Below are 23,399 nucleotides of genomic sequence, written 5' to 3'. Positions count from 1 at the left end.
ATGTTACTCACCTTTCCAAACAGGGATATCCCATTTTTTAATACGATCACGTTTAAACTCAGGGTCTTTACCCAGTTTAAGCTGTTGCGTAAAGTCATCCAGCGTTTCTTTTGCGACAGGAAAGAGGCGAACAATTGCATAGAGATTAACAAATGCCATCAAGATAACAAAGAGATCCCCTAAGTTCCAAACTAAAAGATTCTCCGCCAAAGGTCCAATAAAGACCATTAAGGCTACCGTAACCTTGAATACATTTAACATCAATCGATTCTCTTTGGTTAGGTAGGCTAAACTACTCTCGGCATAAAAATAGTTACCGATCACGCTGGTAAAAGCAAAGATAAAGATCAAAATAGAGACATAATAATTACTCAAACTACCAATCGATTGGGCAAGGGCCTCTTGCATAAGAACAATGCCTTGCGCCTCACTTACCCCCCAAATGCCACTGCCAAGAATGATAAAAGCCGTTACCGAGCAGACCACAAACGTATCGGTAAAGACGGAAAAACTCTGAATCAATCCCTGCTTAACAGGATGCGAGGTATTGGCAGCTGCAGCTGCAGCCGGAGCACTACCCATCCCCGCCTCGTTACTAAAAAGTCCACGACGAACACCCACCATCATCGTTCCCAAAAATCCCCCAAAAGCTGCGTCTGCTCTGAATGCACTGCTAAAAATAAGGGTAATCACCGATGGAATGTTTTTATAATTCATGATCACAACAATAAACCCCACCACAATATAACTCAATGCCATCACAGGTACAAAGAGGCTGGAGAAGTTGGCAATACGTTTAGCTCCACCCATCAAAATTAATATTGTCATGATGGCGAGAACAATCGCACTAATCTTAGGGCTAAGATTAAATGTCTCTTGAAAAGAGAGCGCAATCGTATTAACCTGAATCATATTGAGTACATATCCAAAAGTAATAACCATTAAAATAGAGAAGAGAATAGCAATACCGTTACTGTTTAATGCATTACGTAAATAATAGGCCGGACCGCCTCTAAAGTGTCCAGACTCACTAGAGGGAACTTTAAAAACTTGCGCAAGGGTACTCTCCACAAAGGCAGTAGCCATGCCCAAGAAGGCCATAACCCACATCCAAAAGATAGCCCCAGGACCACCTAGAGAGATAGCCATCGCGACGCCAGCAAGGTTACCCGTACCTACACGACTAGCAATACTAATAGCAAAAGCCTCAAAGCCTGAGATACCCGCCTTTTTTTTACCACTATCGTCGGTGTGATGGAATCCTTCCCCCAACATAGCTAACATTTTAGGAAAAAGTCGCAGTTGTACGAAGCCAGAAGAGAGCGTAAAATAGAGTCCAACTAAAATAATAATAGGAACGCCTAAGTACTGCCAAAGATTATCCACAATAAGGCTAATCAGTGCAGCTAGTTGATTAATGGTTTCTTGCATGTCTACCCCTTTAATATGCCCTCCAAGTAAAAAAGCATATCAGTATAATTATTATATTTTTTTTGATGAATGTCAAGCTTTTTTGATTTATTTTATGATAATAATAGATAAAAATAGGGAATATTATTTAATGCATAAGTATTATTCTGTCTAATAAAAAAGCCTTTTTTCTCAATCAAATCATTCTTTATCATATGCTTCTTCATCTCTTAGGTTTATTGTCGTATTTTGATCTCTTGCTCTAAGCTATAGAGCGGTTCAAGCACACTCTCTTAAAGAAGCTTAAATATAGGTAGAAATCAGCTAAAAAATATTAAAAAATGCCCCTTCCCTGTTCATCATCAAGAATAATGCGATGATGCTCTTCATCTTCGGTAATCACATCAACGCCCTGTGCATCCCAAGCGAGATGAAGAATCCTCTGGCTAAAGGGTATCTCTTGAATAATTTTACCCTCAACCGTAATGAGATAAAGGACTCTCTCACAATCCACCAGAAAAGTGCCGTTATCGAGAATGTGGAGACCCGCAATATACCATTGGCAAGCTACCACTTGGACCTTTTTCTCCAACATATCGATAAAAATAAGCTTATCGTGGATAGCAATAAGCGCCACACGCTGATCGGCGGTAATGTGTAGCATTAAATTGTCATCGCTCTCGGCACTAAAGGTAACACAGAGATAGCTATCGCCTCCCGTTAGTTCAAAGAGATAATGATGCGCGCCCCACGTCTCCACCAGATGCAGATACTCTGGCGTATGATGTCTTGCTTGAAAGTCGGTGATATCCTTGGCTAAGCTGATTTTATGCAACGCACAAACTTGATTATTAGGTAAAATGTATTTCATAATAATCTCCTTTCACTGTTCATTTTAATAAGAATAAGAGCACGCCGACAATCACGCCATTTAAAGATATGTTCATACGTTATTCCCTGCCTTTAGTAATTATTAATCTTTATATACTGACAATTTTTCTATATCATTGGGGATAAACTGTTTATTTGTATTAAAATAAGCAACCACATTGATATGAAGCAAAACACCGCGACGAAACCATAGCGTAGCTTGACCAAAGATATCCCCAAACTCTGCGCACACACCTAAATCATCTTCTAGTCCTTCATAATATAGGTAGGCACAGGAATGAAATCCATCCTCCGCGTAATAACCATCAAAATAAGTCGGAAACAGCGCTTCTGCTTGACTGGTCTCCTTCTCAGTAAACTGAATGTAGCAAAATGCCCCCGTATAGACGATATGAAGATGTTTCACCGCAGAAATTTGCGCCTGCCATACCGTATACCATTGAGGATTATACCATTGCATATGTTCATCAAACAGTACGATGAGACGTTGAGCAAACGCCCGCAGATGCGTCTGTTGTTCTAAGCTCAAAAAATAATTAGAGACGTTCTCTAAAACATACTTGTATTCCAATCATTACCTCCCGAAAAGAAAAAAGGTGAGTAAATAGATGATTGCCAGTACGATTGCTCCTTTTAAAAGAAGAGGACGCGCTTCACGTCGCATACGATGGCGATGCGCTTTTAATTGCGCCTCGAAGTGCGAATTTTGCAAATAGATCGTGCGCAATGGTTCTTTACAAAGCGAAAAACCAGCGAAAAAGCCTCGTCTAATGCTCTCTTTCGTTACTCCGTACTTGCCTAAAAATTGATACCAAGCGCGGTAATGCAACATCTGCACCCGAATCACCTACCAGAAAAAAAGATAAGAGCTACTAATCTCAACAATGCACTAATTAAATCAAACTCCATCTCTACCTCCTAAAAAAAGAAAAAAGGTATCGGCAAACCTATCGCCATACCTTTTTTTCTTCATTACATCATACATTCTTTTTTCTAAACAATGTTACTCTTTATATTCCTCTAGCAATGCGCGTAGTGCTTCCATCTCTTTTTGTAACGCTTGAATTTTACGCATGTTTTGCCAATAGATCAATCCAAAAGCCATCAAGAAGAGGGGGAGCAAGAATATTAGCCATGAAGAACTTTTTACCACCGCTGTAGGTTGATTGAGTAACGCCACCTTAAAGGCGTAATACTCCTGCTCTAACTTCTCTACCCGCGTGCTAAGATCCTCCACCAAGAGAACCACTTGTTCTTGCGACTCGCTCCTACGACGATTGCTTCGTTGACTTGCATAAAGCCACGTACTTAGTATCACCATCGCCACAATACCCACCAAAAAGAGCTTCATCTTCGTTTGCATAACACAACCTCCGCCTTTATTATAGCACAAAAGAAAAAAAATAACTATTCTTTTTCTTTATCTCTTGACATTTTTTTATCATTCTGCTATGATAGAGTTATCAAGAGCCTGTAGCTCAGCTGGATAGAGCATCAGTTTGCGGTACTGAGGGTCGGAGGTTCGAATCCTTTCAGGCTCGTTTTTTAAAACCAAGATTAATCTCTTGGTTTTTTTATTTATCCCTCCCCCAAATTTAACCACCTGTCACCTCATCAAAAAGAGATACCCAACAAACGCTAGGTATCTCTTCTCCTCTTTATCATTTTGTCATTTAACTCAAGCCTAATCGCTTGATCTTCCAGTAATCAAAAAGCACCAACGAAATTACCGTTACAATATAAGGAAGCGCCAAGAAGAACTCGCGCGGAATAACGCCACTGTTACTGCTACTCATCAGCGCGTAAGTCATTGCTGAACCAAAGAGAATCGAGGCCAAACTTACTCCGCCCACTGTCCAACGACCAAAGCCAATCGCAGCAAGCGCGATAAATCCCGTACCGTTAATCAGCGAACCGGTATATTGAATGGTTTGTGTAAGCACCAGCGTCGCCCCACCAATACCAGCCAATGCGCCACCAGCAACCACGCCGATATATTGCATGCGTTTGACATTCACTCCCGCCCCAGAAGCAGCCTGAGGATTCTCACCACATGCGCGCAGACGCAACCCGAACACCCGTTTATTCAAAAGATACCAAACCCCCACCATTACTGCCAAAGCGATAAACGCGCTCGGATAAATCTTGTAAGAGGTTAATCCAGACATACCGCTCTTAAAGGGATTGGTGCGCTCTTGATTGAAGATCAATTGTGCAAGGAAAATGGTGAGTCCTGAAGAGAGAAAGTTTAATCCCGTGCCCGAGATAATTTGATTTCCTTTAAGCGATATCGTGGCAAATGCATGGATGAGGCTAAAGAGCATACCGATCAACGCCGCCCCCAGTAGAGCAACGCTCACCGATAGACCATTACTCAATTGAGGCTCCAAAGTAACATGAATCGCTGCAGCCGTAAATGCACCAAAACCCATCAAGCCTTCCAAGCCAATATTGACAATCCCGCTCTTCTCATTAATTAATCCCCCCAGCGCCGTCAAGATAATTGGAGCGGAGATCATCAGCATCGAGGGTAAAAATGTCTGCCAAAAACTTATATCAAAAATATTCATGCTAGGCTCCTTCCTTATCTTTGTGTTCTGATGTTGATTGTGCACGCTTCACCTGCTCGCCAATGAGCCAACTCTGCATGCGCTTTTTAATACCAAATTCTAAGGCGATCAAAATAACCACAAAGGCGCTAATCATACTGGTAATCTCACGCGGAATGCCTCGAGATTGCATCAAGGGAGAAGCTGCGTTGAGTAGACCAAAGAAGAGTCCCGACAAAAGCGTACCAATCGCCGATCCCCCGGAGACTAAGCCCACCGCGATACCAGTAAAGCCATAACCATCTTGCCCTTGGATAACGCGTCCAAAGGTAAAGCTACCCAAGTAGACAATTCCCCCAGCAAGTCCAGCAAACGCCCCCGCCCCCGCCATCGCGATAAAAGCGGAACGCACTGGCGCTATCCCTGAAAATTTCGCAGCCATGGGATTAAATCCCGATGCGCGTAAGCTAAAGCCGTGCACCGTCTTCTCCATCACTAAATGATAAACCAACAACGCGATAAGCGCGATAAATATTCCATTATTTAATTGAGAGTTATTTGTAATACTCTGAAGCCAGCTATTCGTAAGGAGTGCTTCTTGCGGAAAATTTGCCGCCCGATAGGAGTTTGCATCGGGGAGAAAATTTTGCGAAAACCATCGACTAAAAAAGAAGGCAATGTAGTTGAACATAATCGTTAGTACCACCTCCGAAACCTGATACTTGCCCCGAAAGAAACCAACAATTCCGCCCCACATCGCGCCAGCAACACCACCTAGAAGCACCGCCAAAATCGCGGTTAATCCCATCATAGGAGGCAAGACAAAAGCAAAGTATTGCGCAAACGTGAGCCCCATAATGAATTGCCCCTCAGCACCGATATTAAAAAATCCGCTGCGAAAGGCGAAATTCAACGACAATCCCGTTAAGACCAATGGCATACTCAACATTAGCCAATTGCCAATATAACGCGCATTAAAGCGATGCCTTGTCAAATCATATCCTGTAATATTTTGAAAAATCGCATTATACATCACCATCGGTGACTTACCCACCATCAGTAAAAGAAGCGTAGAGAGCAAAAAGCCAATCGCCACCACATATAGACTCATTAAAAGCTTATTCTTCAACGAAATATCAACAAAACGCATTAAAAGCGTAGAGCGTGTTTTATCCATGTTATATCCTCTTTAATCGTTAACGAGTCGTAGCCATCATCTGACCAACAGCCTGCTTGGTTGCATCCTTGGCATCGAGAACACCGACAATCTTTCCGTGTGAAATCGCCGCAATGCGATCGCAAAGATTGAGGATCTCATCCAGCTCAAAACTAATCAGCAAGATCGCTTTTCCCTGATCGCGGTGTTCAATAATGCGTCGATGGATATACTCAATCGAGCCCACATCCAGACCGCGAGTAGGTTGGGAGACGACCAAAAGCTTATCCGCCAGAGCAATTTCTCGCGCTACAATTAACTTTTGACGATTACCTCCAGAGAGATCGCCCAACATCGATCGCCACCCATCCGCCGATCGTACATCGAAATTTTCCAATTGAACCTGCGCGTCATCGATCATTCGCTTTTTATTAAGCCAGCCAAAACGATTAGAATAGGGCTCTTTATAGTAAGATTTCAGCACATAATTTTCGGCTAAATTAAAGTCGCCTACACCACCTTGCGTCTCACGATTCTCTGGGGTTAAACCAAAGCCCATCTCCACGCGTTGGCGCACGCTCTTTTGGTTGATGCACTCCTTACCAATAAAAATTTTGCCCGACTCCGGCCGTAAAACCCCCGCCAAAGCCAGCGTAAGTTCACTCTGTCCATTGCCATCCACCCCAGCAATACCCACAATCTCTCCGGCATGCACATTCAACGTAAGCCCCTCAACGGCCAATGCGCCGAGGGGAGATCGTACCGATAAGTCCTCAATGCGTAAGACCGCACCCCCCACTTGCGCCTTCTTCTTAGGCGTAGTAAAGGAGACCTCATGCCCCACCATCATCCGCGCCAACTCAGCCTCGCTACAATCAGAAACCAAAGCCGAGCCCACCATCTGCCCACGACGCAACACCGTAACCTGATCAGCACAAGTCTTAATCTCTTTAAGCTTATGGCTAATAAAGATAATCGTTCTGCCTTGGCTCTTTAGGCGAAGAATAATCTGCATCAACTCATCAATCTCTTGAGGCGTCAACACCGCGGTGGGTTCGTCTAACACAATAATCTGTGCTTGGCGATAGAGCGTCTTTAGAATCTCTACCCGTTGCTGCATGCCCACATTGATATCACGAATTTTGGCATCGGGGTCAACATCTAAGCCAAATTGTGTTGACAGCTCCTTAATTTTGCTACGCGCCCCCGCATAGTCCAGATGGCCAAACCGATTCCTTGGCTCCATTCCCAGTACGATATTCTCCACGACGGTATAGCTTGGCACCAACTTAAAGTGTTGATGTACCATACCAATGCCCAATGCATTAGCGTCGTTGGGATTTTGAATATTCACTGGCTTGCCATAAATCAAAATCTCACCAGCATCTGCCTGAATGAGCCCAAATAAAATGGAAGTAATGGTCGATTTCCCCGCGCCATTCTCTCCCAGTAATGCATGAACCTCACCCTTTTTAATGCGCCAAGAGACATCATTATTGGCAAGCAACGAACCAAAACGTTTAGTAATTCCCTTAAATTCTATTGCATACTCTTCACTCATAGTACCATTATACAATCAATACTTCGTTGCTGTCTAGTAAAAAAAAAGGAAAAAAAACACTAGCTTTACGCGATAAATCTAAGTAAAAGAACTTCTTAGGCGATTCCCTTATTTATTCATTTTTGATAAATATGAGGATATGATATTGTTATTGATTTTTATAACCACTAATTCGGGGCGATTATAGATGCGTGGACGCTCTTTGTACACCGCAAGTCCACGGCTGACAATGTGCACCACAGCCCCATGCTCATACCGACCACCGGTATAGCTGGGGAAGAGACCTTGATTAGGCGCATACAACCCGTTGGACGCAAGCAAAGGAATACGCACTTGCCCGCCATGGGCGTGCCCCGATATCACGAGATCAAAGGGATAGCCTAGATAAGTCTCAATCCACTCGGGGCGATGCGCAAGCAGAATTTTAAGTGTATCATCCTCGCGCAAAGGGCTAAACGCTCGCTCCATGCTCCCCACATAATCGTACAAGGGCATCTCATAGCGACGCTTCGCAGGATCTTCTACGCCCGCAAGTAAAATCTCCTGTCCATGTACGCGAATGATTTCGTAGTTGTCCGATAAAATTGTAACACCATAAGAAGTTACCATCTCGCGCAAGCGATCGATTTCCCCACTCCAATACTCATGATTACCCGTAACATAATATGCCGGAGCTATCTCTTTAATTCCCTGAAAAAAGAGATGTGCGCCTGCTTCTGGAATGATATCATCGATAATATCACCGACTAAAAAGATGAGATCAGGATTTTGTTGCTTAATGTAATTAATAGTGATTGATTCTCCCCATGCATTGTGCTGTGCAAATCGCTAGCCACCACGATGGTCAAACCTTGCGATCCCTGCCACTTTTCGCTGGCTATCCGATACTCCGTAATCTCCAGCTCCTCGCTCCAGCCCACCCAAAAAAATGCTATCAAAAGCACCACGCCCAGCACCAGCCAACGGGTAATTTTTCCTAATTTTTTATCATCTTGTCTCATTTTTACATATTAATAAATTCCAAAAAATAATGCAAGAGAGCGCCCTTGTCAAAGATTACGTTTTAGGATATAATTCTTTCTTGAGCTATGAAAAATAACGAATCTAAACCCCTTATTGTCCAAAGCGATGGCACGCTTATCCTCGATACCCACGAGCCTCTCTTTGAAGAAGCGCGTAGCGCCATCAGTCTCTTTGCTGACCTAGAGAAGAGTCCAGAACATTTCCATCAGTACCGCATCAACGACCTCTCCCTCTGGAATGCCTGTGCCATGGATATCACCCTTGCCCACATCGAGACCACACTCAAGCAATACTCGCGCTACCCGATTCCGCCTAGCCTCATGGCAAAGGTAGAGCAACGCTACGATCGCTATGGGCACCTCAAGCTCGAGAGCCACCCCACCGATGAGACGCAACTCATCATGAAGGTGCTAAACAAGCCACACCTCATGCGTGAGTTGCAGAGCCAACCCAAATTACGCAAGCTCATCATCACCGAAGAGACCGACACCTTTCGCCTCAACGCCCTCGATCGCGGATTACTCAAGCACGAACTGATTAAGCTGGGCTGGCCCGTAACCGATCTCGCCCCACTCACCCAAGGCGATCCGCTCGCTATCGATCTCTTGCCCTCCACCCAACTACGCCCCTACCAACAATCGGCCGTTACCGCCTTTCTTGGCGACAAACAGCTTGGGCGTGGTTTTGGCACGGTGATTCTGCCCTGTGGCGCCGGTAAGACGCTCGTGGGAATTGGTACCATGCAGGCGCTTCAATGTGAAACCCTCATCCTCGCTGCCAACATCGCCGCAGCCAGACAGTGGATCCGTGAAATCGTTACCCGCACCACCCTCACCGAAGATCAAGTCTCCGAATATTCAGGACAGAGCAAAGTCATTGCCCCAGTAACCGTCGCTACCTATCAGATCCTCGTCTGGCGCAAGGCAAAAACCGAGCCATTTCTCCACTTTAACCTCTTTAAAGAGCGTAAATGGGGACTGATCATTTATGATGAAGCGCACCTTTTACCCGCGCCTGTCTTCCGTATTACCAGTGAGATCCAGAGTGTCAGACGTTTAGGACTCACTGCGACCTTAGTCCGCGAAGATAATGCCGAAGCCGAAGTCTTTACCTTGATTGGCCCAAAACGCTTTGATGCGCCATGGAAAGAATTAGAGCATCAAGGGTGGATTGCTACAGCACAATGTGTGGAGGTCAAGTGCGATCTCAACGAAAAAGAGCATCTTGAGTACGCCATCGCCCCCAATCGATCTAAAATTCGTATTGCTAGCGAGGCCGTGAGTAAGATTACTCTCGTTAAAGCGATTCTTGCTCTGCACCAAGGCAAACCCACCATCATTATTGGGCAATATCTCAGCCAGCTTCAAGCCATCGCAAAAGAACTCAACTTGCCCATTATCACCGGAAAGACTCCCCAAGATCTCCGCGATGACCTTTACAATCAATTTAGAAATAAGACGATTCAAACCCTCATTTTATCCAAAGTAGCCAACTTCTCCATCGATCTCCCCGATGCCACGATTGCTATCCAACTTTCAGGCAGCTTTGGCAGTCGCCAAGAAGAGGCACAGCGCCTTGGGCGTATTTTGCGCCCTAAAGAAGAGATGAGCTACTTTTATAGCTTAGTCAGTCGCTTTACCCTCGAGGAAGAATTCGCCATCAACCGAATGCGCTTCTTAACCGAACAGGGTTATACCTATCAAATTCTTAGTCAAGAAGATTTTTTTGACGATTAGGAGATGCCATGCAATCACGAGCATTAGTCGAAGCCTATTTTCTACAACTCACCGATATTCAATTGCGTAATCTCGCGCGCCACTACCTCTATACGGAGGACAAAATCCTTCCTAATCAAGAAATTGCCCGTAAACTGATCGCTTGGCTCCTCGATGAGCAACATCAACGTCAGTTAGTTGCCTTACTCGATGACCAAGATCGCTTTGTGCTCCAAGCGCTAGAAACACTTCATCAACTGCCTCTGGAGTATCAGCAAAATCAACATCTCCTCAAAGCACTCCTCTATCCCTTAAAACGACAGACAATTGCCTTTGCTCTACAAAATCTTCGCGAACGGCTATGGATTATCGACCCAGAATATTGTACCTATCCTCTCATCAATCCGCTACTCAAGCCAATCATCTTGCCCGATCTTGAGCAATCAACACTATTTACAACCCTTCCACACCAAGAAGAGAACCTTACTCCGCAATTTACCCCAGCCCTGATTCACGCCATTCTCACCATCTACAATCAGCCAGATAAAGAAAAAATTACCGAAGAATTACAGGCACACTTTTCCTCGAGCCTCCAGCGCCCACTCATTGATCTTCTCCTGCAACTATGTTACACAACCAACCTTATAAATCCCGATCATAGCCTCAACCTACCCAAACTTATCGCGATCTCTCACCTTGATTTGCTCCAACAAACCGCTCTTTTTTACGCACATCTACTCTACGACTACGCCCCAGAACTCGATCGCCTAGCCCTGCAACGCCTCCTCTTACTGCTCTTTCAAGAGAAAAACTTACTGCATCACGAAAGTTTCATTCGACTTTATGCAATGCATCTGGAGTATTTTAAAGTAAAAGAGATGCAAGCCCTTATACCAGCACTAGAACACTTTTTCCTGATTCGTAAATCGGAAACCCACCCTCACTACTACCAATCTCTAAATCTAAACAATAGTTACACACCGATTAGAATAGAAGGGAATCTTACCTTTTTTTACTCTTTTGAGCAACCGCTACAATGGCAATTGATCCTCACATCAACCCTCATCCATTACGATATTTTTAGCACCTATGCCCTCGATAAAGATCGCTTTATTCAAGCGAATCAGCAACAACATGATCCTCAAGCACTCTTTAACTTCTTTGCGGACGCGACACAAACTCCAGAAAATTTCAAACAGACGCTCCACTTTTGGCTCGAAGAGAGTACATCGCTACAGCTTTATCATGGATATCTGCTACAACTCCATAAATCCCTCAGTCACTTACTCCAAAATCAACTCTTCCTCCAACGCTTCGTCAACAAGGTGATATCGGAAGAATTTATCCTTTTAAAAGATGCGCCATGCAAAGAATTTTACCACTTCATCCACACCTTAGGACTACCCAAGCCCACCCTCATTCAAGGCGAAACGCACCCTCACATCATCCAAACACCAGCACCAGCGGAGCAATCCATCTTGCCAACCCATCTCTTAAAATCGCTTATCAGCCACACCTCTGACCTACCCCAGAGAGTAGAGCCTATATCTAAATCTAAAAATAAAAAAGATTCTATTAATATCCCCGTACACCATGCAGATAATCCTATCCAACAGCTTTATATCGAACGAAAATTAATTATTAGTGCAGAACAACTTATGCGCCTCTCAACATTTCGTCAACAGGCATCGGGCATCGACTACCACGCGAAAGTTCGCCTTGTCGAGCTAGCCATTAAAGAGGAGCGCGACCTGCTCTTACAAATCAACAACAACGGGGAAATTGTCGAACATTACCTCATGCCCCTTCACTTTGACAAGAAAGCAACGCAACAAATCAAAGCCTATGACTATCGACATAAAGCTAAAATCATCTTCCACATTAACGCCATCACGCACCTAGATGTCGTCGAGCGCTCCCTCCTCACAACAAAATAGAAGGAATGAGCACATGCTGAGCTTGATATCTTTCCCCTATATCTGCTAAAATGAGCCTATGCAAAGCTATTTAGAGCAATTACTAACTCGCCGAAATCCTATCCATATTCGTAAAGAAGAGGCGCGATTTTCAGATATTCTCACCATTTTACAGGATATAAACATTCAAAAACCACGCTATAAAACCATCCATCTTGCTGGAAGTAAAGGGAAAGGGAGCACGGCACATGCAATCACTGCGACGTTATATAGCCTCGGCTATCGGACGCTACTCTTCACCTCGCCTCATCTTATCGATATAAAAGAGCGCTTTTTACTCAATCTCACGCGTATTTCTACCGAACAATTGCATCGCGCGCTTCGTTGGTTACAACACCAAGAAGACGCATATCATATTACCCTGCCCTTCTTCGATGCAATGACGGCGATGCTCTTTTTTCTTGCCGATAGCCTACCCATCGATTTTTTAATCCTAGAAACCGGATTGGGTGGCCGATTAGATGCGACCAATCTCTGTGCAAGCGATATTACCGTTATCACGCCAATCGAGCGCGAGCACACCGCCATTTTAGGTGATACGCTCTTAGCCATCACTCAAGAAAAGGCTGGCATCATCAAGCCAAAGACTCCGCTCTTTATCGCCAAACAAGCTCCTCAAGTAGCACAATGTTTAGAAGAATCCGCGCAAAAACTAGGCGCACCCTACTTCCACTTTAACGCGCTCTTTGCCGCTATCAAGGAGCGCGCGCGTTCTCCTTTTCAACAAGAGATCATCTACAAAGAGAGATCATTTATCGTACAATTCCCCACCCCGATGAAGGTGCTTGCAGAAAATGCACTCTTGGCGCTTGCCGTCGTCGATTATCTCTTTCCTGAACATGATATTATACCAGTTTGGCAAGAGAGTATTCTTAGCCATCAACTGCCCGCACGCTACCAAAAAATAAAAGCAAATATCGTGCTAGACGCAAGCCACACCCCCAGCAGTTTTTGCGCTTTAGTGCAGACATTTTATCAAGAATTTCCTACGCAAGAGAAGATCTTAATTTTTGGCTGTGCTGTCGACAAAGATTTTATCTCTATATCAGAATCATTTTACTATTTTGATAAAATTTATTTTGTTGCGCCCAAGGGCATTCATCAACAGATGGAATTGTTAAGCCAACAATATCCTCAAGCTAACAGCTCTTACCATCCCGATTTAAAAACTCTCTTAGAGACGTTACCCCTCAAAAAAGAGCAAGCGCTCTTGATTACGGGCTCTTTTTATCTAGTAGCCGAAGCTCTCGAACATTTTCATTAATTTACTTAACTAATTAATACCTTAAAGGTAAATATGTTGGGGGATATAAGGAACTTCTCGGGCAAGCATACGTGTTTGCGTATTCTGTTCTAAATAGCGAGGTGCAACCAAATAATAGAGTAATCCTGGGATTTCGCGCAAATAATTGAAGAGGAATTGCCAACCCTTAGCACTAGATGTCGCACCAGAAAAGTAGACTTGCTCATAACCAAGTTGTTCTGCCGTAGATATCGAACGGGCTAGGTGAAAACTTGAGGTAACAATAATGACATCTCTAAAGTTGTATCTATCAATAATTTGCTTACTAAACGAAAGATTTTCCCAAGTACGTCGCGATCGATTCTCAATGAGGATATGCTCTAATGGCACCCCGTGCGCTAATAAATATCGTTGCATCACGCGCGCTTCACTCACCGCCTCGCCTGGCCCAACTCCACCACTCACCAGAATATAGGGCGCATAACCTTGATAGTAAAGCAATAGCGCCTCATTAAGACGCTCGCGCAACATCCCACTAACCTGCCCATTAGGCGCAGCACAGCCCAACACCAAAATAACATCGGCATGGGCAATGTGCTGTCTAACCTGTGATACAGTAACAATATAGATCGACGCCAAAGAAAAAATTCCAACTAGATAAAAAAACCCAAGCCAAACCATCACGCTCACCATACGACCTATACGTCTCTTCTGCTTCAAGGGTTACCAGCCTAAATAGCTCTTGATGTCAGCGACTTTATCCAGTTGCTCCCAACTAAATTCAGCGCGCCCAAAGTGCCCATAACTTGCCGTAGGAAGAAAAACAGGGCGTTTTAAATCGAGCGAACGTACAATATCCGCAGGTTTGAGCGCAAAAATTTCACGCACCATCGCCTCAAGCTTAGCACCGTCCACCGTGCTATTATCGTAAGTCTCCACAAAGATGCTCACCGGTTCGGCAACGCCAATAGCATACGCCAACTCCACTTGAATCTTTGGAGCAACCCCAGCGGCCACTAAATTCTTGGCAATATAACGCGCCATATAGGCAGCCGATCGGTCAACCTTAGAAGGATCTTTCCCACTAAACGCACCACCACCATGCGCAGCCGCTCCGCCGTAAGTATCGACAATAATTTTACGTCCCGTTAAACCAACATCCGCTTGAGGACCACCCATGATAAATCGTCCAGTCGGGTTGATATGATAGGTCGTCTTTTCGTCTAAAAAGTGAGAAGGAATCGCCTTAGCAATGACCTCCTCTTGTAGGAATTTACGTAGTGTGGCATTATCCACCTGCTCGCCGTGTTGATGACTAAGCACCACCGTATCGATATATTTAGGCATACCGTTCTCGTAAACCATGCTCACCTGCGCCTTACAATCAGGGCGCAGAAAATCGACCACGCCACTCTTGCGTACCCGAGCTGCCTCACGGACAATCGCATGCGCATACTCCAATGTTGCGGGCATATAATTTGGCGTATCCGAACATGCATAGCCAAACATAATGCCCTGATCGCCTGCCCCCTGCTCTTTCTGTGCCGATGCGTCTACCCCCATAGCAATGTCTGGTGATTGTGGTTTAATCACCGATAAAACCGCACAATCTTTATAATTAATGCCATATTCACTATGATCATAACCGATATTTTTTAAGACATCGCGCGCGCTCTGCACCACATCGATGTAACAATCGGTAGTAATTTCGCCACCCACAATCACCATGCCCGTGCTAGCATACACCTCGCAAGCCACCCGACTCTCAGGATCAGCACGAAGCGCCTCATCTAGGATAGCATCTGAAATCTGATCGCAAATTTTATCGGGATGCCCCTCACCCACACTCTCGCTGGTAAACGTATAACTCTTTCTTATTGACATATATCTATCTCCCCTTAGTACTAAATATTAAAATATTATACGAAAATTAACTTTTATACAATATCATCAATCAAATGTTGCATAATATAGTCTCGCCGATGCGGGGTATTTTGCCCCATATAAAAGGTAAGAATCTCTTTGTTTTGCTTTAAGCTATCAATCATCACTGGGGTAAGGCGAATTTGTTCACCAATAAACTGCCCAAATTCGTTAGGACTAATCTCACCCAGCCCCTTAAAGCGCGTAACCAATACACCTTTACCTAATTTTTTGAGCAAAGCATCTCGCTCACTCTCACTGTAGCAATAGTGCGCCTCTTTCCCTTTCTTAATGCGAAAGAGAGGCGTCTCTAAAATAAAAATCTTGCCAGCTACCACCAACTCCTCAAAGTAGTGAAGAAAAAACGTTAACAGTAAATTACGGATATGAAAACCATCAAAATCAGCGTCCGTTGCCAAGATGATACGCCCATAGCGTAGCTCTTCGGCGCTATTTTCAATACCCAAGGCCATCATCATATTATAGAGCTCTTCATTGCGATAAATTGCACTTTGGGGCGCACCGTAACTATTCCAAGGCTTGCCTCGTAGTTTAAAGATCGCTTGGGTGTGCACATCGCGTACCGAAGTAAACGATCCGCCAGCAGAGTCGCCCTCAACTAAAAAGATAGACGATCGCTCACCGCCTAGGTCGCCCACATGTAATTTACAATCGATAAGCTTAGGAATCTTCATAGAGATACGCTTAGCCGCAGCGCGCGCCTCTTTTTTCACCTCATTAAGCTCTTTGCGTAAACGCTCATTTGCTAAAATCTTATCTTTAAGGATCTTGGCAGTTGTCGCATTCTTATGGAGATAATCCTCCACTGCACGACTGACATCCGCAACTATCCAGCTACGAATATCACTGTTGCCCAGCTTATTTTTGGTCTGACTCTCAAAAATAGGATCCTTGACCTTAACAGCTACCGCACCAGCGATACCTTCTCGCACATCTTGCGCCGTAAATTTATCATTATAAAAGGCATTGACTCCGCGCAAAATTCCCTCTTTAAAGGCAACTAAATGCGTACCACCGTCGCTGGTAAACTGACCATTAACAAAACTAAAGTAAGTCTCGCCATACCCCTCGGAGGTATGGGTGAAGGCAAACTCTAAATGGGTTGCACGATGGCTAATCATCGGATAACGAATGGCATCTTCAGTCTCTTTTTCGAGATAGTCAAGCAATCCATTCTTACTGATAAATTTTTCCCCATTGAGCACCAATGTAAGCCCGCGATTCAGACACGCATAACTATGCATGCGCTGGGCAAGATACTCCATGTTAAAGCGATATGAGCCAAAAATTTCGACATCAGGGGTAAATTCAACATAAACGCCATTCTTTTCGTGACTTTTGCCCTTATCCTCTGAAAGAAGCTTGCCCTGCGAGAAGGTCGCCTCTTGGTAAATTCCCTCGCGAATGCTACGCACCAAGAAATGGCTAGAGAGTGCATTCACCGCCTTGGTTCCCACGCCGTTGAGACCCACGGAGAATTGAAAGACATCGTCGTTATACTTGGCACCGGTATTAATAATAGAGACACAATCGATCACTTTACCCAAGGGAATTCCCCGCCCCTCATCACGCACCGAAACACGCCCAAGCTCGACATCCACATCGATGACAACCTTCTTACCATGCCCCATGATAAATTCATCGATAGTATTATCCACCACTTCTTTAAGGAGAATATAGATACCGTCGTCAAAGTGGCTACCGTCGCCTAGTCTACCGATATACATACCACTGCGCAGGCGAATGTGCTCTAATGCAGAGAGGGTTTTGATTTTGCTTTCGTCGTACTCTTTTGCCATATCTGGTAATTATAGCCGAAAATCATAAAAAAGTAAAGCGTTCTAGCCATCTATATGCGGGGCTAAGAGTTGGATACGCTCGCCATCCACACGATTAAAGGTGAGAGAAAAGCGTGTACCGTGTCCGCTAGATCCATACTGAAAGATGGGGCTCTCCACGTCGATAAACGCACCATGCTCGCGCAAGATTTTAAAGACAATGGTGAGACCTAGTCCATTACCGTTCTTTTTGGTAGTGAAGTGGGGTTCAAAAATTTTGGCGATGTTTTCATTACTGATACCATCCCCATCATCCTCAAGAATCACTTCAACCCGATCGAGCAAAATATTGATGCGTGTATAAATATGTTTGGCGCCACTTTGCATGGCATTTTTTAGTAAGTTGACAAAACATTGTTTAATCAACCCCCGATCCAAAGAGAGCATTGGTACAGCAGAAGTACGTTCAGCTTGGGCGATGGTGATACCCAATTCCTCTGCTTCTACCTCCATTAAAAGGAGTGATTCTGTTAAAATTTGCGCGATATCCGCACGTTCTAAATGAATCTCTAAGGGTCTGGCGGCATTAAGATAGGCGTGTACCACCTCACCCAGACGTGTAATCTCTTCGCTAATAATTTGATAGGTGCTCTCCATCGACTCCGACCAGTGGACTTGGGTCATCGACTTTTTCAATAGCTGTAAGTGAATGGAGATCGCACCCAGTGGATTTTTGATCTCATGCGCAAGGGTCTGCGCCATCGTGCCAAGCCGTGCCATCGCCTCAATATGACGAATTTTAACCAACTGCGCACGCCTCTCGGTAATGTCTTCAATCCAGATCAGACTCCCCTTAATCTTCCCATGAAAGACCCAAGGTTTAATTTGACAAGAGACTAATCGCCCATGAATCCAAAATTCACTACTGCTGTCTAACGTTTGAATCTGAATGGAGACTTCCAAAAATTCCTTTAAATCGACATGCTCAATGCTAAACCATATCGGGCGCTCTTTCTGGAGATCTTTAATTTGAAAGAGTGTCAATGCTAATTTATTTGAATGCAGATATTTGCCCATCTCATCAACCACAAGAATGCCGTAGTCAATCGAGTTCATGGTAGCGCGTCCCTCTTCCATCTGCTGATTCAACTCATCCACAAATTGCGCCCAAGTCTCCGTCGAAATCTTCGACGCCCGCTCCATCACCTTACGTACCCGTCCAGCCATCTGCCCTCTCCTTAGCGCTCAAAATAGCGAATATATCCCGCAATACCCTCATGCAACGCAACTGCAAGCTCTTCCTGATAGCTCTTACTTGCTAGCAAGCGGGCCTCTGTCTCATTACTCACAAAGCCCAACTCCACCAAGACCGCCACCGTATGCGCCCCACGCACCACAAACCAAGCCTCCTCGCGCAATCCCCGATCTACCGTGCGATCGCTTAACCTACGGGCGAATGATTGCCTCAAAAATTCTGCCAAACGCTGCCCACCGGCAATAATCTCTTGATTGACAAACTCATTAATAAGATCTTGGACAATCGCAGAATTTTCTTCTCCCCGATAAATATCGCGCCGAATTGCCGGTGGTAGGTGCCAAACCTCAAAGCCTCGTGCATGACGATTGAGCGCCGCATTCGCATGAATCGAGATAAAGATTGCCACCTCGCCCTCGGCCAAGGGTAAATTATTCGCCATATCCACCCGCTGTTGTAATGACGGATAAGTATCCGAGGTACGTGTAAGGAGAATTTTTTTCTGCGGATAAGTTGCACGTAACAGTTGCGCTAAACGTAAACTCACCGCCAACGTAACATCTTTCTCTTTCACCACCAGCGATCCGTGACGCCCCACCGCACCACTATCACGTCCGCCGTGTCCAGGATCAATCAAAATAGTAGAAATACGATACGTATCGACAATCTCTCGTGGCGACAAGATCTTTCCCGTACGCAAAAAGTGATTCACCAGTTGGCTACTACGTCCATCAAAAGAGATAATTCCATCCGCATAATAAATCTTCGCAGGAACAACCATCCCGTTGCTAAAAATCAGGTAAGGGTGCTCCACAATAAAGAATACTCGCCGATCTTCATAGATAAGCTCACCGCGTTGCTGCCAACTATGCCAAGCCAATTGTGCTCCACTCTCTTGAAGTAATTGGTTTAATGTTGCCCCATACCCAGAGAGCGTAAAGCCCAAAAAGAGAGTAAGACTAAGCCAGCAACGCCCCAAACGTATCATAATACCAAACTGCCCCCTGCAGGCCACCCTTTTCGATTGCACGCTCAAACTCTAATAACCGATCGGGTTGATAAAGCTTCGGCTGATGCCCAGTAATCGCCTCATAACGAACAAAAATCTCCTCGCGCGTATTCCCATTAAAATCTTTTCCAAGAATAAATGCAGAGGAGAGATGCGTCGATCCACTACCAAACAAAAAATCACGCGTAGCTACATCATCGGCCTTTAAGCGCAAAAAAATCTCTTTTCGCGCTATTTCAGAAAGCGTAATCGCCTCTGCATAGCTATCGGCCACAGCAAGCACATTACCAGCCTTCTCCACGTTATTTTTCGGAAAGTGCACGCGATCGCCATGTTTAACCCTAATGAAGATCTCTTTAACACCCTCCATCTTGCGCGCCGCATCCAAATGGAGAATTTCAGCAATCTCCCCCGGAATCGAGATAAATGCTCGCTCAGCACAGACACTCTTTTGCTCTACCAACACATCTTCTTCCTCAAAAATCGATTGCCCTAAAGCTAGCTTGACCGCAAGCTCGGTAACATTAACCCCACTAGAGAGCGGATACGTCCAGCCCGACATATACCCACCCGACAGACGCCCTGCAATCTCACCAATATAAACGCCATCAGCCGTTAGCTTGATATCGCCTTTAGCAGCCCCATGGTGTAAACCAAGCGCAAAAACTCCCTTGGTAAATTCTTCGATGATCGCTTGCTTCTCTTCATTAGACAAGGAAGAAGGAATCGTGTGCCCCATCTCGATAAAGTATGGGGGATAAAAGATATGACGATCAGCGATACCATGAATATAGACCTTACCATCGGCGACAAGCGCATCCACACTCAACTCAGGGCCATCTAAATAGGCTTCAACAATCACCTTACCACTACGACTATACGCCCGTGCCTCCTCACCGGCATGGAGAATCTCCTTAAGCGTATGCGCACGCACCACACCGCGCGCACCCATCGAATCTACCGGCTTGATCACCACATCCCAAGGCTCGCTCAATTGCGCCTGACGTAACAATCCCTCAAGCGTCGGCTCATTGATCCCCATGGGTAACTCAATAAATGCAGGAACACGCACGCCATGTTGATGCAACATACTACGCATCCTCAACTTATCCGTCGCCGCCATCGCTGCATTTTTGCTATGCGCAGGTAACTGATACCGCTCTGCCAAAGTCGAGACCACATAGGAGAAGTCTGTACCAGCTGTAAAAATCGCAACCAACCTACGCTCTTCAATAAATTCATCCAGATAAATCATCAAAGCCGAAATATCCTTAAGATCGATCAGCGCTCGCTCATCGGCTAAGCTCATCAACGGCGCATGCGCATTGCCATCCACCACCAAGCTCGCATAACCTAAAGTCTCAATTGCTTTGAGTGCGGGTAATTGCATCATCGATGCTCCCAGCAATAGAATAAATTCTTGTTCATTATTCGTCATCTAAATCCCTCTTTTTTCTTGCATAAATCTCAAAGGTATCGCCTAATCCGCGAAGAGTAAAAAGACGCTTAAGAAGTCGCTCCTGCCACGATCCCAATACAATCTTCGCATATTTACGTTGAACATGCACGCCTGTCGTCTCAATGTGCAGTAGCTCCAAACCATAGCGTTGCAACAAGGCGCGTAAGCCCACCTTACGAAAGATCGTATAATGATCGTCTGGACTTGCTTCTAAAAATGCCGATAAATCCTTTTTCGCACTCAAGCCATCACCTTTGGGCGTGGAAAAAGCAAAAATCCCACCCACATTAAGGTAACGATTCACTTGACGCATCACCACATCTAACTGCTCAAAATGTTCAATCACATACCACATCGTAACAAAGTCAAAACGCTGATGCGCATAAGGAAGCTCTTGCGGAAAATTTGCCACTTGCGCACTAAATCCCAGCTCATTTACCACATAATCCACCACCTCTTTCGCCGTATCCACGCCATAAACCTGCAAACCCGCATCCGCCCCCGCCTGTAAAAAAGGACCATACGCACAGCCAATATCTAGCAAGCTCATCTGACTTTCGCCTCGCACTGAATGATAACGCATCACCCGTTTAAGCCTGAGCATTCCCATCTTTTTGATATATTCAAAATCCTCCAAATAACTCTTGCCATACTGCTTGCGGTAGCTATCATCAAAATAAGTAGCATCATAGGTTACCGCTTTGCGTACAAAAAGCATCAAATAGAGCATACCACATCCAGCACATTCAGCATAGCTTTTACGTTGCGTACGATAGAGAATGCTTGAGACCTTGTTGCTGTCACAAACGGGACAGGCATGTTTATACGCGGTCAACTCCATCAGCCGAACGGCTAACGATCGTGGGGGCATCAAACGTGCAGAGACAGGCATTGCTTGCATCACTTGCGTATAGGAATTACTCTGCAGACAACGCTTCAGCCAAGGGTGTCGTTTTTTGGAGATCTCCTTGACCCCTAAAGAAAAAAAGCCCTCTTGCGTTGCTAAATCTTCATGATACTGTGTAGGATTGAGTAAAATAGGCCAACATCCGGCAGCAAGCGCCTCGTAAGCCGTAATGCCAAAGTGCGTAAAGACAATATCAAAATCTTGATAAATCTCTGCCATATCCACATGCTCCATCACTTTAACCCCAGGCCACGCAATTGTTCGCTTAAAAAGTGGTCCTTTGACAACACTCCACTGTTTACTAGGAAAGTTGATCGATGCCAAAAAATTCCCCACCACTTCAGTCATTTTCGCCTGATCACTTCCACCAAATGTTAATAAAATACGTAGCTCGCCGTCGCTATGGTGCGTCTTTCGCCTAATGTGGTTAAGGCGAAGATAACCCCTCTCATCTTCATTTGCCAGCGAATGACTCTTACACCGTGGCAAAATATCAATAAGGTAAGGATAAATTGTCCGACCTGCCCCCCCCTCATCCAGCGCAACAACCAAGCCATGCTCACGCCATTGATGCGCAAAGGAAGCATCGCTTTGAAAATAATCCAAGACAATCAACGACCAGCGCTTCTCTTTGGGTACCTGATGCAACAACTGTTCCATCAAAATATGTTGCGCAATCTCTGCTCCCAACTCTTGATAAAAATACTCTTTTTCGATATAAATAAATGTTTTTACACGAAAAAATTGCTCCATATCTCGCATTAACGCTAAAATACGGCGCAAATGACCAAAGCCTAAGTTCGCCCTTACCTGCGGAACAAATAGTATCTCTATAAACTCATTTGATAAAGATTGCTCCTCATCCATGCAATATACTCCTCAATTATCGTTTGGCTGGGAAAGGCTCGATGTGTAAAAAATTCCACTAATCGTGTATAGTCTTCTGGTGTATCTAACGTACTGCGAAGATCAGGGGCAAAAAAACGACTCTCCACCACAGGCTTGATCACCTTATAGCGTTGCGGATGCCCATAAATATATGGCGTAACATGCTCCCGCTCAAAAGGGCTAGATGCGTTGGCATAGGCATCCAATAAAACCGTACGCCGAATCACCTCCACACCACTGCCGTGCGCAGTGGCCTCAAAACAGAAATAATCAGCATCACTGTCGATAGCGCCATCCAATGCTAACCTCACTAACTCTTGCCCCACAATTAAATTATCCGCAGTAGCACGAATCACATAATCCACCTTATACTCTTTTGCCACATGTGCAAAACGCGCGAGAACATCATCGGCATCGCCCGCCATAATCGCAAAGCCTGCCTCTTGGGCAATGGGTTCAAAGGAGGAAAAACTTGCAACATCACACGCCAACACATGCGCATCCGCCACGCCATAGACCCCTTGCATTGCGTATAAAAGCGAAGGTTTACCCGCATAAATCGGTAAAAGTGCCTTCTGCGCCAGACGACTAGAAGCTAAGCGCGCCTGCATAATCAACAAAGACGAAGCCATCGC

The 23,399-nt window shown here is 44.9% G+C and carries 21 protein-coding genes and 1 tRNA gene; 4 read left to right on the top strand and 18 right to left on the bottom strand.

Annotation, left to right across the window (positions count from 1 at the left end; genetic code table 11):
* Nucleotides 1–3: 3 nt before the first annotated feature.
* The 5 genes from PVA46_RS03390 to PVA46_RS03370 form a co-directional block, all read right to left on the bottom strand.
* The gene (locus PVA46_RS03390; RefSeq protein WP_167695352.1) at nt 4–1,431 is read right to left on the bottom strand and encodes an alanine/glycine:cation symporter family protein; all 1,428 of its coding nucleotides are present in this window, start codon (nt 1,429–1,431) and stop codon (nt 4–6) included.
* A gap of 313 nt (nt 1,432–1,744) precedes the next feature.
* Nucleotides 1,745–2,281 carry a hypothetical protein gene (locus tag PVA46_RS03385; RefSeq protein ID WP_167695351.1) on the bottom strand — a complete coding sequence of 179 codons (537 nt, stop codon included), beginning with the start codon at nt 2,279–2,281 and terminating at the stop codon, nt 1,745–1,747.
* Between the two features lie 102 nt (nt 2,282–2,383).
* Nucleotides 2,384–2,830, bottom strand: coding sequence for a hypothetical protein (locus PVA46_RS03380; protein ID WP_274360325.1), 447 nt, complete (start codon nt 2,828–2,830; stop codon nt 2,384–2,386).
* A 45-nt stretch (nt 2,831–2,875) separates the two neighbouring features.
* Nucleotides 2,876–3,133, bottom strand: coding sequence for a hypothetical protein (locus PVA46_RS03375; RefSeq protein ID WP_167695349.1), 258 nt, complete (start codon nt 3,131–3,133; stop codon nt 2,876–2,878).
* 171 nt (nt 3,134–3,304) lie between these two features.
* Nucleotides 3,305–3,664 (bottom strand): hypothetical protein, encoded by a 360-nt coding sequence (locus PVA46_RS03370; RefSeq protein WP_167695348.1) that lies wholly within the window; start codon nt 3,662–3,664, stop codon nt 3,305–3,307.
* 104 nt (nt 3,665–3,768) lie between these two features.
* Here PVA46_RS03370 and PVA46_RS03365 point away from each other — a divergent pair.
* Nucleotides 3,769–3,842: transfer RNA gene (locus PVA46_RS03365), tRNA-Arg, on the top strand.
* A 132-nt stretch (nt 3,843–3,974) separates the two neighbouring features.
* Here PVA46_RS03365 and PVA46_RS03360 read toward each other — a convergent pair.
* The 5 genes from PVA46_RS03360 to PVA46_RS03340 form a co-directional block, all read right to left on the bottom strand.
* A complete protein-coding gene (locus PVA46_RS03360) occupies nt 3,975–4,871 on the bottom strand; it encodes an ABC transporter permease (RefSeq protein WP_167695347.1) in 897 nt (298 codons plus the stop codon).
* Between the two features lies 1 nt (nt 4,872).
* Entirely contained in the window at nt 4,873–6,027 is a 1,155-nt protein-coding gene (locus PVA46_RS03355) for an ABC transporter permease (protein ID WP_167695346.1), read from the bottom strand.
* 19 nt (nt 6,028–6,046) lie between these two features.
* A complete protein-coding gene (locus PVA46_RS03350) occupies nt 6,047–7,567 on the bottom strand; it encodes an ABC transporter ATP-binding protein (RefSeq protein ID WP_167695345.1) in 1,521 nt (506 codons plus the stop codon).
* Nucleotides 7,568–7,675: 108 nt separating this feature from the next.
* Nucleotides 7,676–8,302, bottom strand: a complete 627-nt coding sequence (locus tag PVA46_RS03345; RefSeq protein ID WP_476701399.1) for a metallophosphoesterase — start codon at nt 8,300–8,302, stop codon at nt 7,676–7,678.
* A gap of 11 nt (nt 8,303–8,313) precedes the next feature.
* Nucleotides 8,314–8,568 carry a hypothetical protein gene (locus tag PVA46_RS03340; protein WP_167695344.1) on the bottom strand — a complete coding sequence of 85 codons (255 nt, stop codon included), beginning with the start codon at nt 8,566–8,568 and terminating at the stop codon, nt 8,314–8,316.
* An 87-nt stretch (nt 8,569–8,655) separates the two neighbouring features.
* Here PVA46_RS03340 and PVA46_RS03335 point away from each other — a divergent pair, with 87 nt between their 5' ends.
* The 3 genes from PVA46_RS03335 to PVA46_RS03325 are packed head-to-tail and all read left to right on the top strand — an operon-like array spanning nt 8,656 to nt 13,545.
* A complete protein-coding gene (locus tag PVA46_RS03335) occupies nt 8,656–10,326 on the top strand; it encodes a DNA repair helicase XPB (protein WP_167695343.1) in 1,671 nt (556 codons plus the stop codon).
* An 8-nt stretch (nt 10,327–10,334) separates the two neighbouring features.
* The gene (locus PVA46_RS03330; RefSeq protein ID WP_167695342.1) at nt 10,335–12,242 is read left to right on the top strand and encodes a hypothetical protein; all 1,908 of its coding nucleotides are present in this window, start codon (nt 10,335–10,337) and stop codon (nt 12,240–12,242) included.
* Between the two features lie 58 nt (nt 12,243–12,300).
* Nucleotides 12,301–13,545: a bifunctional folylpolyglutamate synthase/dihydrofolate synthase gene (locus PVA46_RS03325; RefSeq protein ID WP_167695341.1), complete on the top strand. Its 1,245-nt coding sequence runs from the start codon at nt 12,301–12,303 to the stop codon at nt 13,543–13,545.
* Between the two features lie 21 nt (nt 13,546–13,566).
* Here the strand turns inward: PVA46_RS03325 and PVA46_RS03320 are convergent, their stop codons facing one another.
* From PVA46_RS03320 to PVA46_RS03285, 8 genes are read right to left on the bottom strand one after another with little or no spacing between them, the layout of a single operon-like run.
* Entirely contained in the window at nt 13,567–14,244 is a 678-nt protein-coding gene (locus PVA46_RS03320) for a YdcF family protein (RefSeq protein ID WP_167695340.1), read from the bottom strand.
* A 3-nt stretch (nt 14,245–14,247) separates the two neighbouring features.
* Nucleotides 14,248–15,408 carry a methionine adenosyltransferase gene (gene metK / locus PVA46_RS03315; protein ID WP_167695339.1) on the bottom strand — a complete coding sequence of 387 codons (1,161 nt, stop codon included), beginning with the start codon at nt 15,406–15,408 and terminating at the stop codon, nt 14,248–14,250.
* Between the two features lie 53 nt (nt 15,409–15,461).
* Nucleotides 15,462–17,267, bottom strand: coding sequence for a DNA topoisomerase IV subunit B (locus PVA46_RS03310; protein ID WP_167695338.1), 1,806 nt, complete (start codon nt 17,265–17,267; stop codon nt 15,462–15,464).
* A gap of 42 nt (nt 17,268–17,309) precedes the next feature.
* A complete protein-coding gene (locus PVA46_RS03305; RefSeq protein WP_167695337.1) occupies nt 17,310–18,473 on the bottom strand; it encodes a sensor histidine kinase in 1,164 nt (387 codons plus the stop codon).
* Between the two features lie 11 nt (nt 18,474–18,484).
* Entirely contained in the window at nt 18,485–19,489 is a 1,005-nt protein-coding gene (locus PVA46_RS03300; protein WP_167695336.1) for an N-acetylmuramoyl-L-alanine amidase family protein, read from the bottom strand.
* The gene (locus PVA46_RS03295; protein WP_167695335.1) at nt 19,461–20,948 is read right to left on the bottom strand and encodes an ATP-grasp domain-containing protein; all 1,488 of its coding nucleotides are present in this window, start codon (nt 20,946–20,948) and stop codon (nt 19,461–19,463) included. Before PVA46_RS03295 ends, PVA46_RS03300 begins: the two co-directional genes overlap by 29 nt.
* Complete coding sequence (locus PVA46_RS03290; protein ID WP_167695334.1) at nt 20,938–22,743, bottom strand: methyltransferase domain-containing protein; 1,806 nt, start codon at nt 22,741–22,743, stop codon at nt 20,938–20,940. Before PVA46_RS03290 ends, PVA46_RS03295 begins: the two co-directional genes overlap by 11 nt.
* Nucleotides 22,707–23,396: a cytidylyltransferase domain-containing protein gene (locus tag PVA46_RS03285; RefSeq protein WP_167695333.1), complete on the bottom strand. Its 690-nt coding sequence runs from the start codon at nt 23,394–23,396 to the stop codon at nt 22,707–22,709. Before PVA46_RS03285 ends, PVA46_RS03290 begins: the two co-directional genes overlap by 37 nt.
* Nucleotides 23,397–23,399: the final 3 nt, after the last annotated feature.

Source organism: Entomospira culicis (assembly GCF_028748145.1).
In the GTDB taxonomy this organism is placed as follows: Bacteria; Spirochaetota; Spirochaetia; order WRBN01; family WRBN01; genus Entomospira; species Entomospira culicis.
This window is presented reverse-complemented; position numbering and strand designations above follow the sequence as displayed.

Excerpts from the sequence above, each read along its gene's own strand:
- PVA46_RS03325 (WP_167695341.1), top strand. The coding sequence starts at position 12,301 with ATGCAAAGCTATTTAGAGCAATTACTAACTCGCCGAAATCCTATCCAT.
- metK (WP_167695339.1), bottom strand. The coding sequence starts at position 15,408 with ATGTCAATAAGAAAGAGTTATACGTTTACCAGCGAGAGTGTGGGTGAG.
- PVA46_RS03375 (WP_167695349.1), bottom strand. The coding sequence starts at position 3,133 with ATGTTGCATTACCGCGCTTGGTATCAATTTTTAGGCAAGTACGGAGTA.
- PVA46_RS03335 (WP_167695343.1), top strand. The coding sequence starts at position 8,656 with ATGAAAAATAACGAATCTAAACCCCTTATTGTCCAAAGCGATGGCACG.
- PVA46_RS03300 (WP_167695336.1), bottom strand. The coding sequence starts at position 19,489 with ATGATACGTTTGGGGCGTTGCTGGCTTAGTCTTACTCTCTTTTTGGGC.
- PVA46_RS03370 (WP_167695348.1), bottom strand. The coding sequence starts at position 3,664 with ATGCAAACGAAGATGAAGCTCTTTTTGGTGGGTATTGTGGCGATGGTG.
- PVA46_RS03295 (WP_167695335.1), bottom strand. The coding sequence starts at position 20,948 with ATGACGAATAATGAACAAGAATTTATTCTATTGCTGGGAGCATCGATG.
- PVA46_RS03290 (WP_167695334.1), bottom strand. The coding sequence starts at position 22,743 with ATGGATGAGGAGCAATCTTTATCAAATGAGTTTATAGAGATACTATTT.
- PVA46_RS03310 (WP_167695338.1), bottom strand. The coding sequence starts at position 17,267 with ATGGCAAAAGAGTACGACGAAAGCAAAATCAAAACCCTCTCTGCATTA.
- PVA46_RS03340 (WP_167695344.1), bottom strand. The coding sequence starts at position 8,568 with ATGAGACAAGATGATAAAAAATTAGGAAAAATTACCCGTTGGCTGGTG.
- PVA46_RS03385 (WP_167695351.1), bottom strand. The coding sequence starts at position 2,281 with ATGAAATACATTTTACCTAATAATCAAGTTTGTGCGTTGCATAAAATC.
- PVA46_RS03355 (WP_167695346.1), bottom strand. The coding sequence starts at position 6,027 with ATGGATAAAACACGCTCTACGCTTTTAATGCGTTTTGTTGATATTTCG.
- PVA46_RS03360 (WP_167695347.1), bottom strand. The coding sequence starts at position 4,871 with ATGAATATTTTTGATATAAGTTTTTGGCAGACATTTTTACCCTCGATG.
- PVA46_RS03390 (WP_167695352.1), bottom strand. The coding sequence starts at position 1,431 with ATGCAAGAAACCATTAATCAACTAGCTGCACTGATTAGCCTTATTGTG.
- PVA46_RS03350 (WP_167695345.1), bottom strand. The coding sequence starts at position 7,567 with ATGAGTGAAGAGTATGCAATAGAATTTAAGGGAATTACTAAACGTTTT.
- PVA46_RS03330 (WP_167695342.1), top strand. The coding sequence starts at position 10,335 with ATGCAATCACGAGCATTAGTCGAAGCCTATTTTCTACAACTCACCGAT.
- PVA46_RS03285 (WP_167695333.1), bottom strand. The coding sequence starts at position 23,396 with ATGGCTTCGTCTTTGTTGATTATGCAGGCGCGCTTAGCTTCTAGTCGT.
- PVA46_RS03305 (WP_167695337.1), bottom strand. The coding sequence starts at position 18,473 with ATGGCTGGACGGGTACGTAAGGTGATGGAGCGGGCGTCGAAGATTTCG.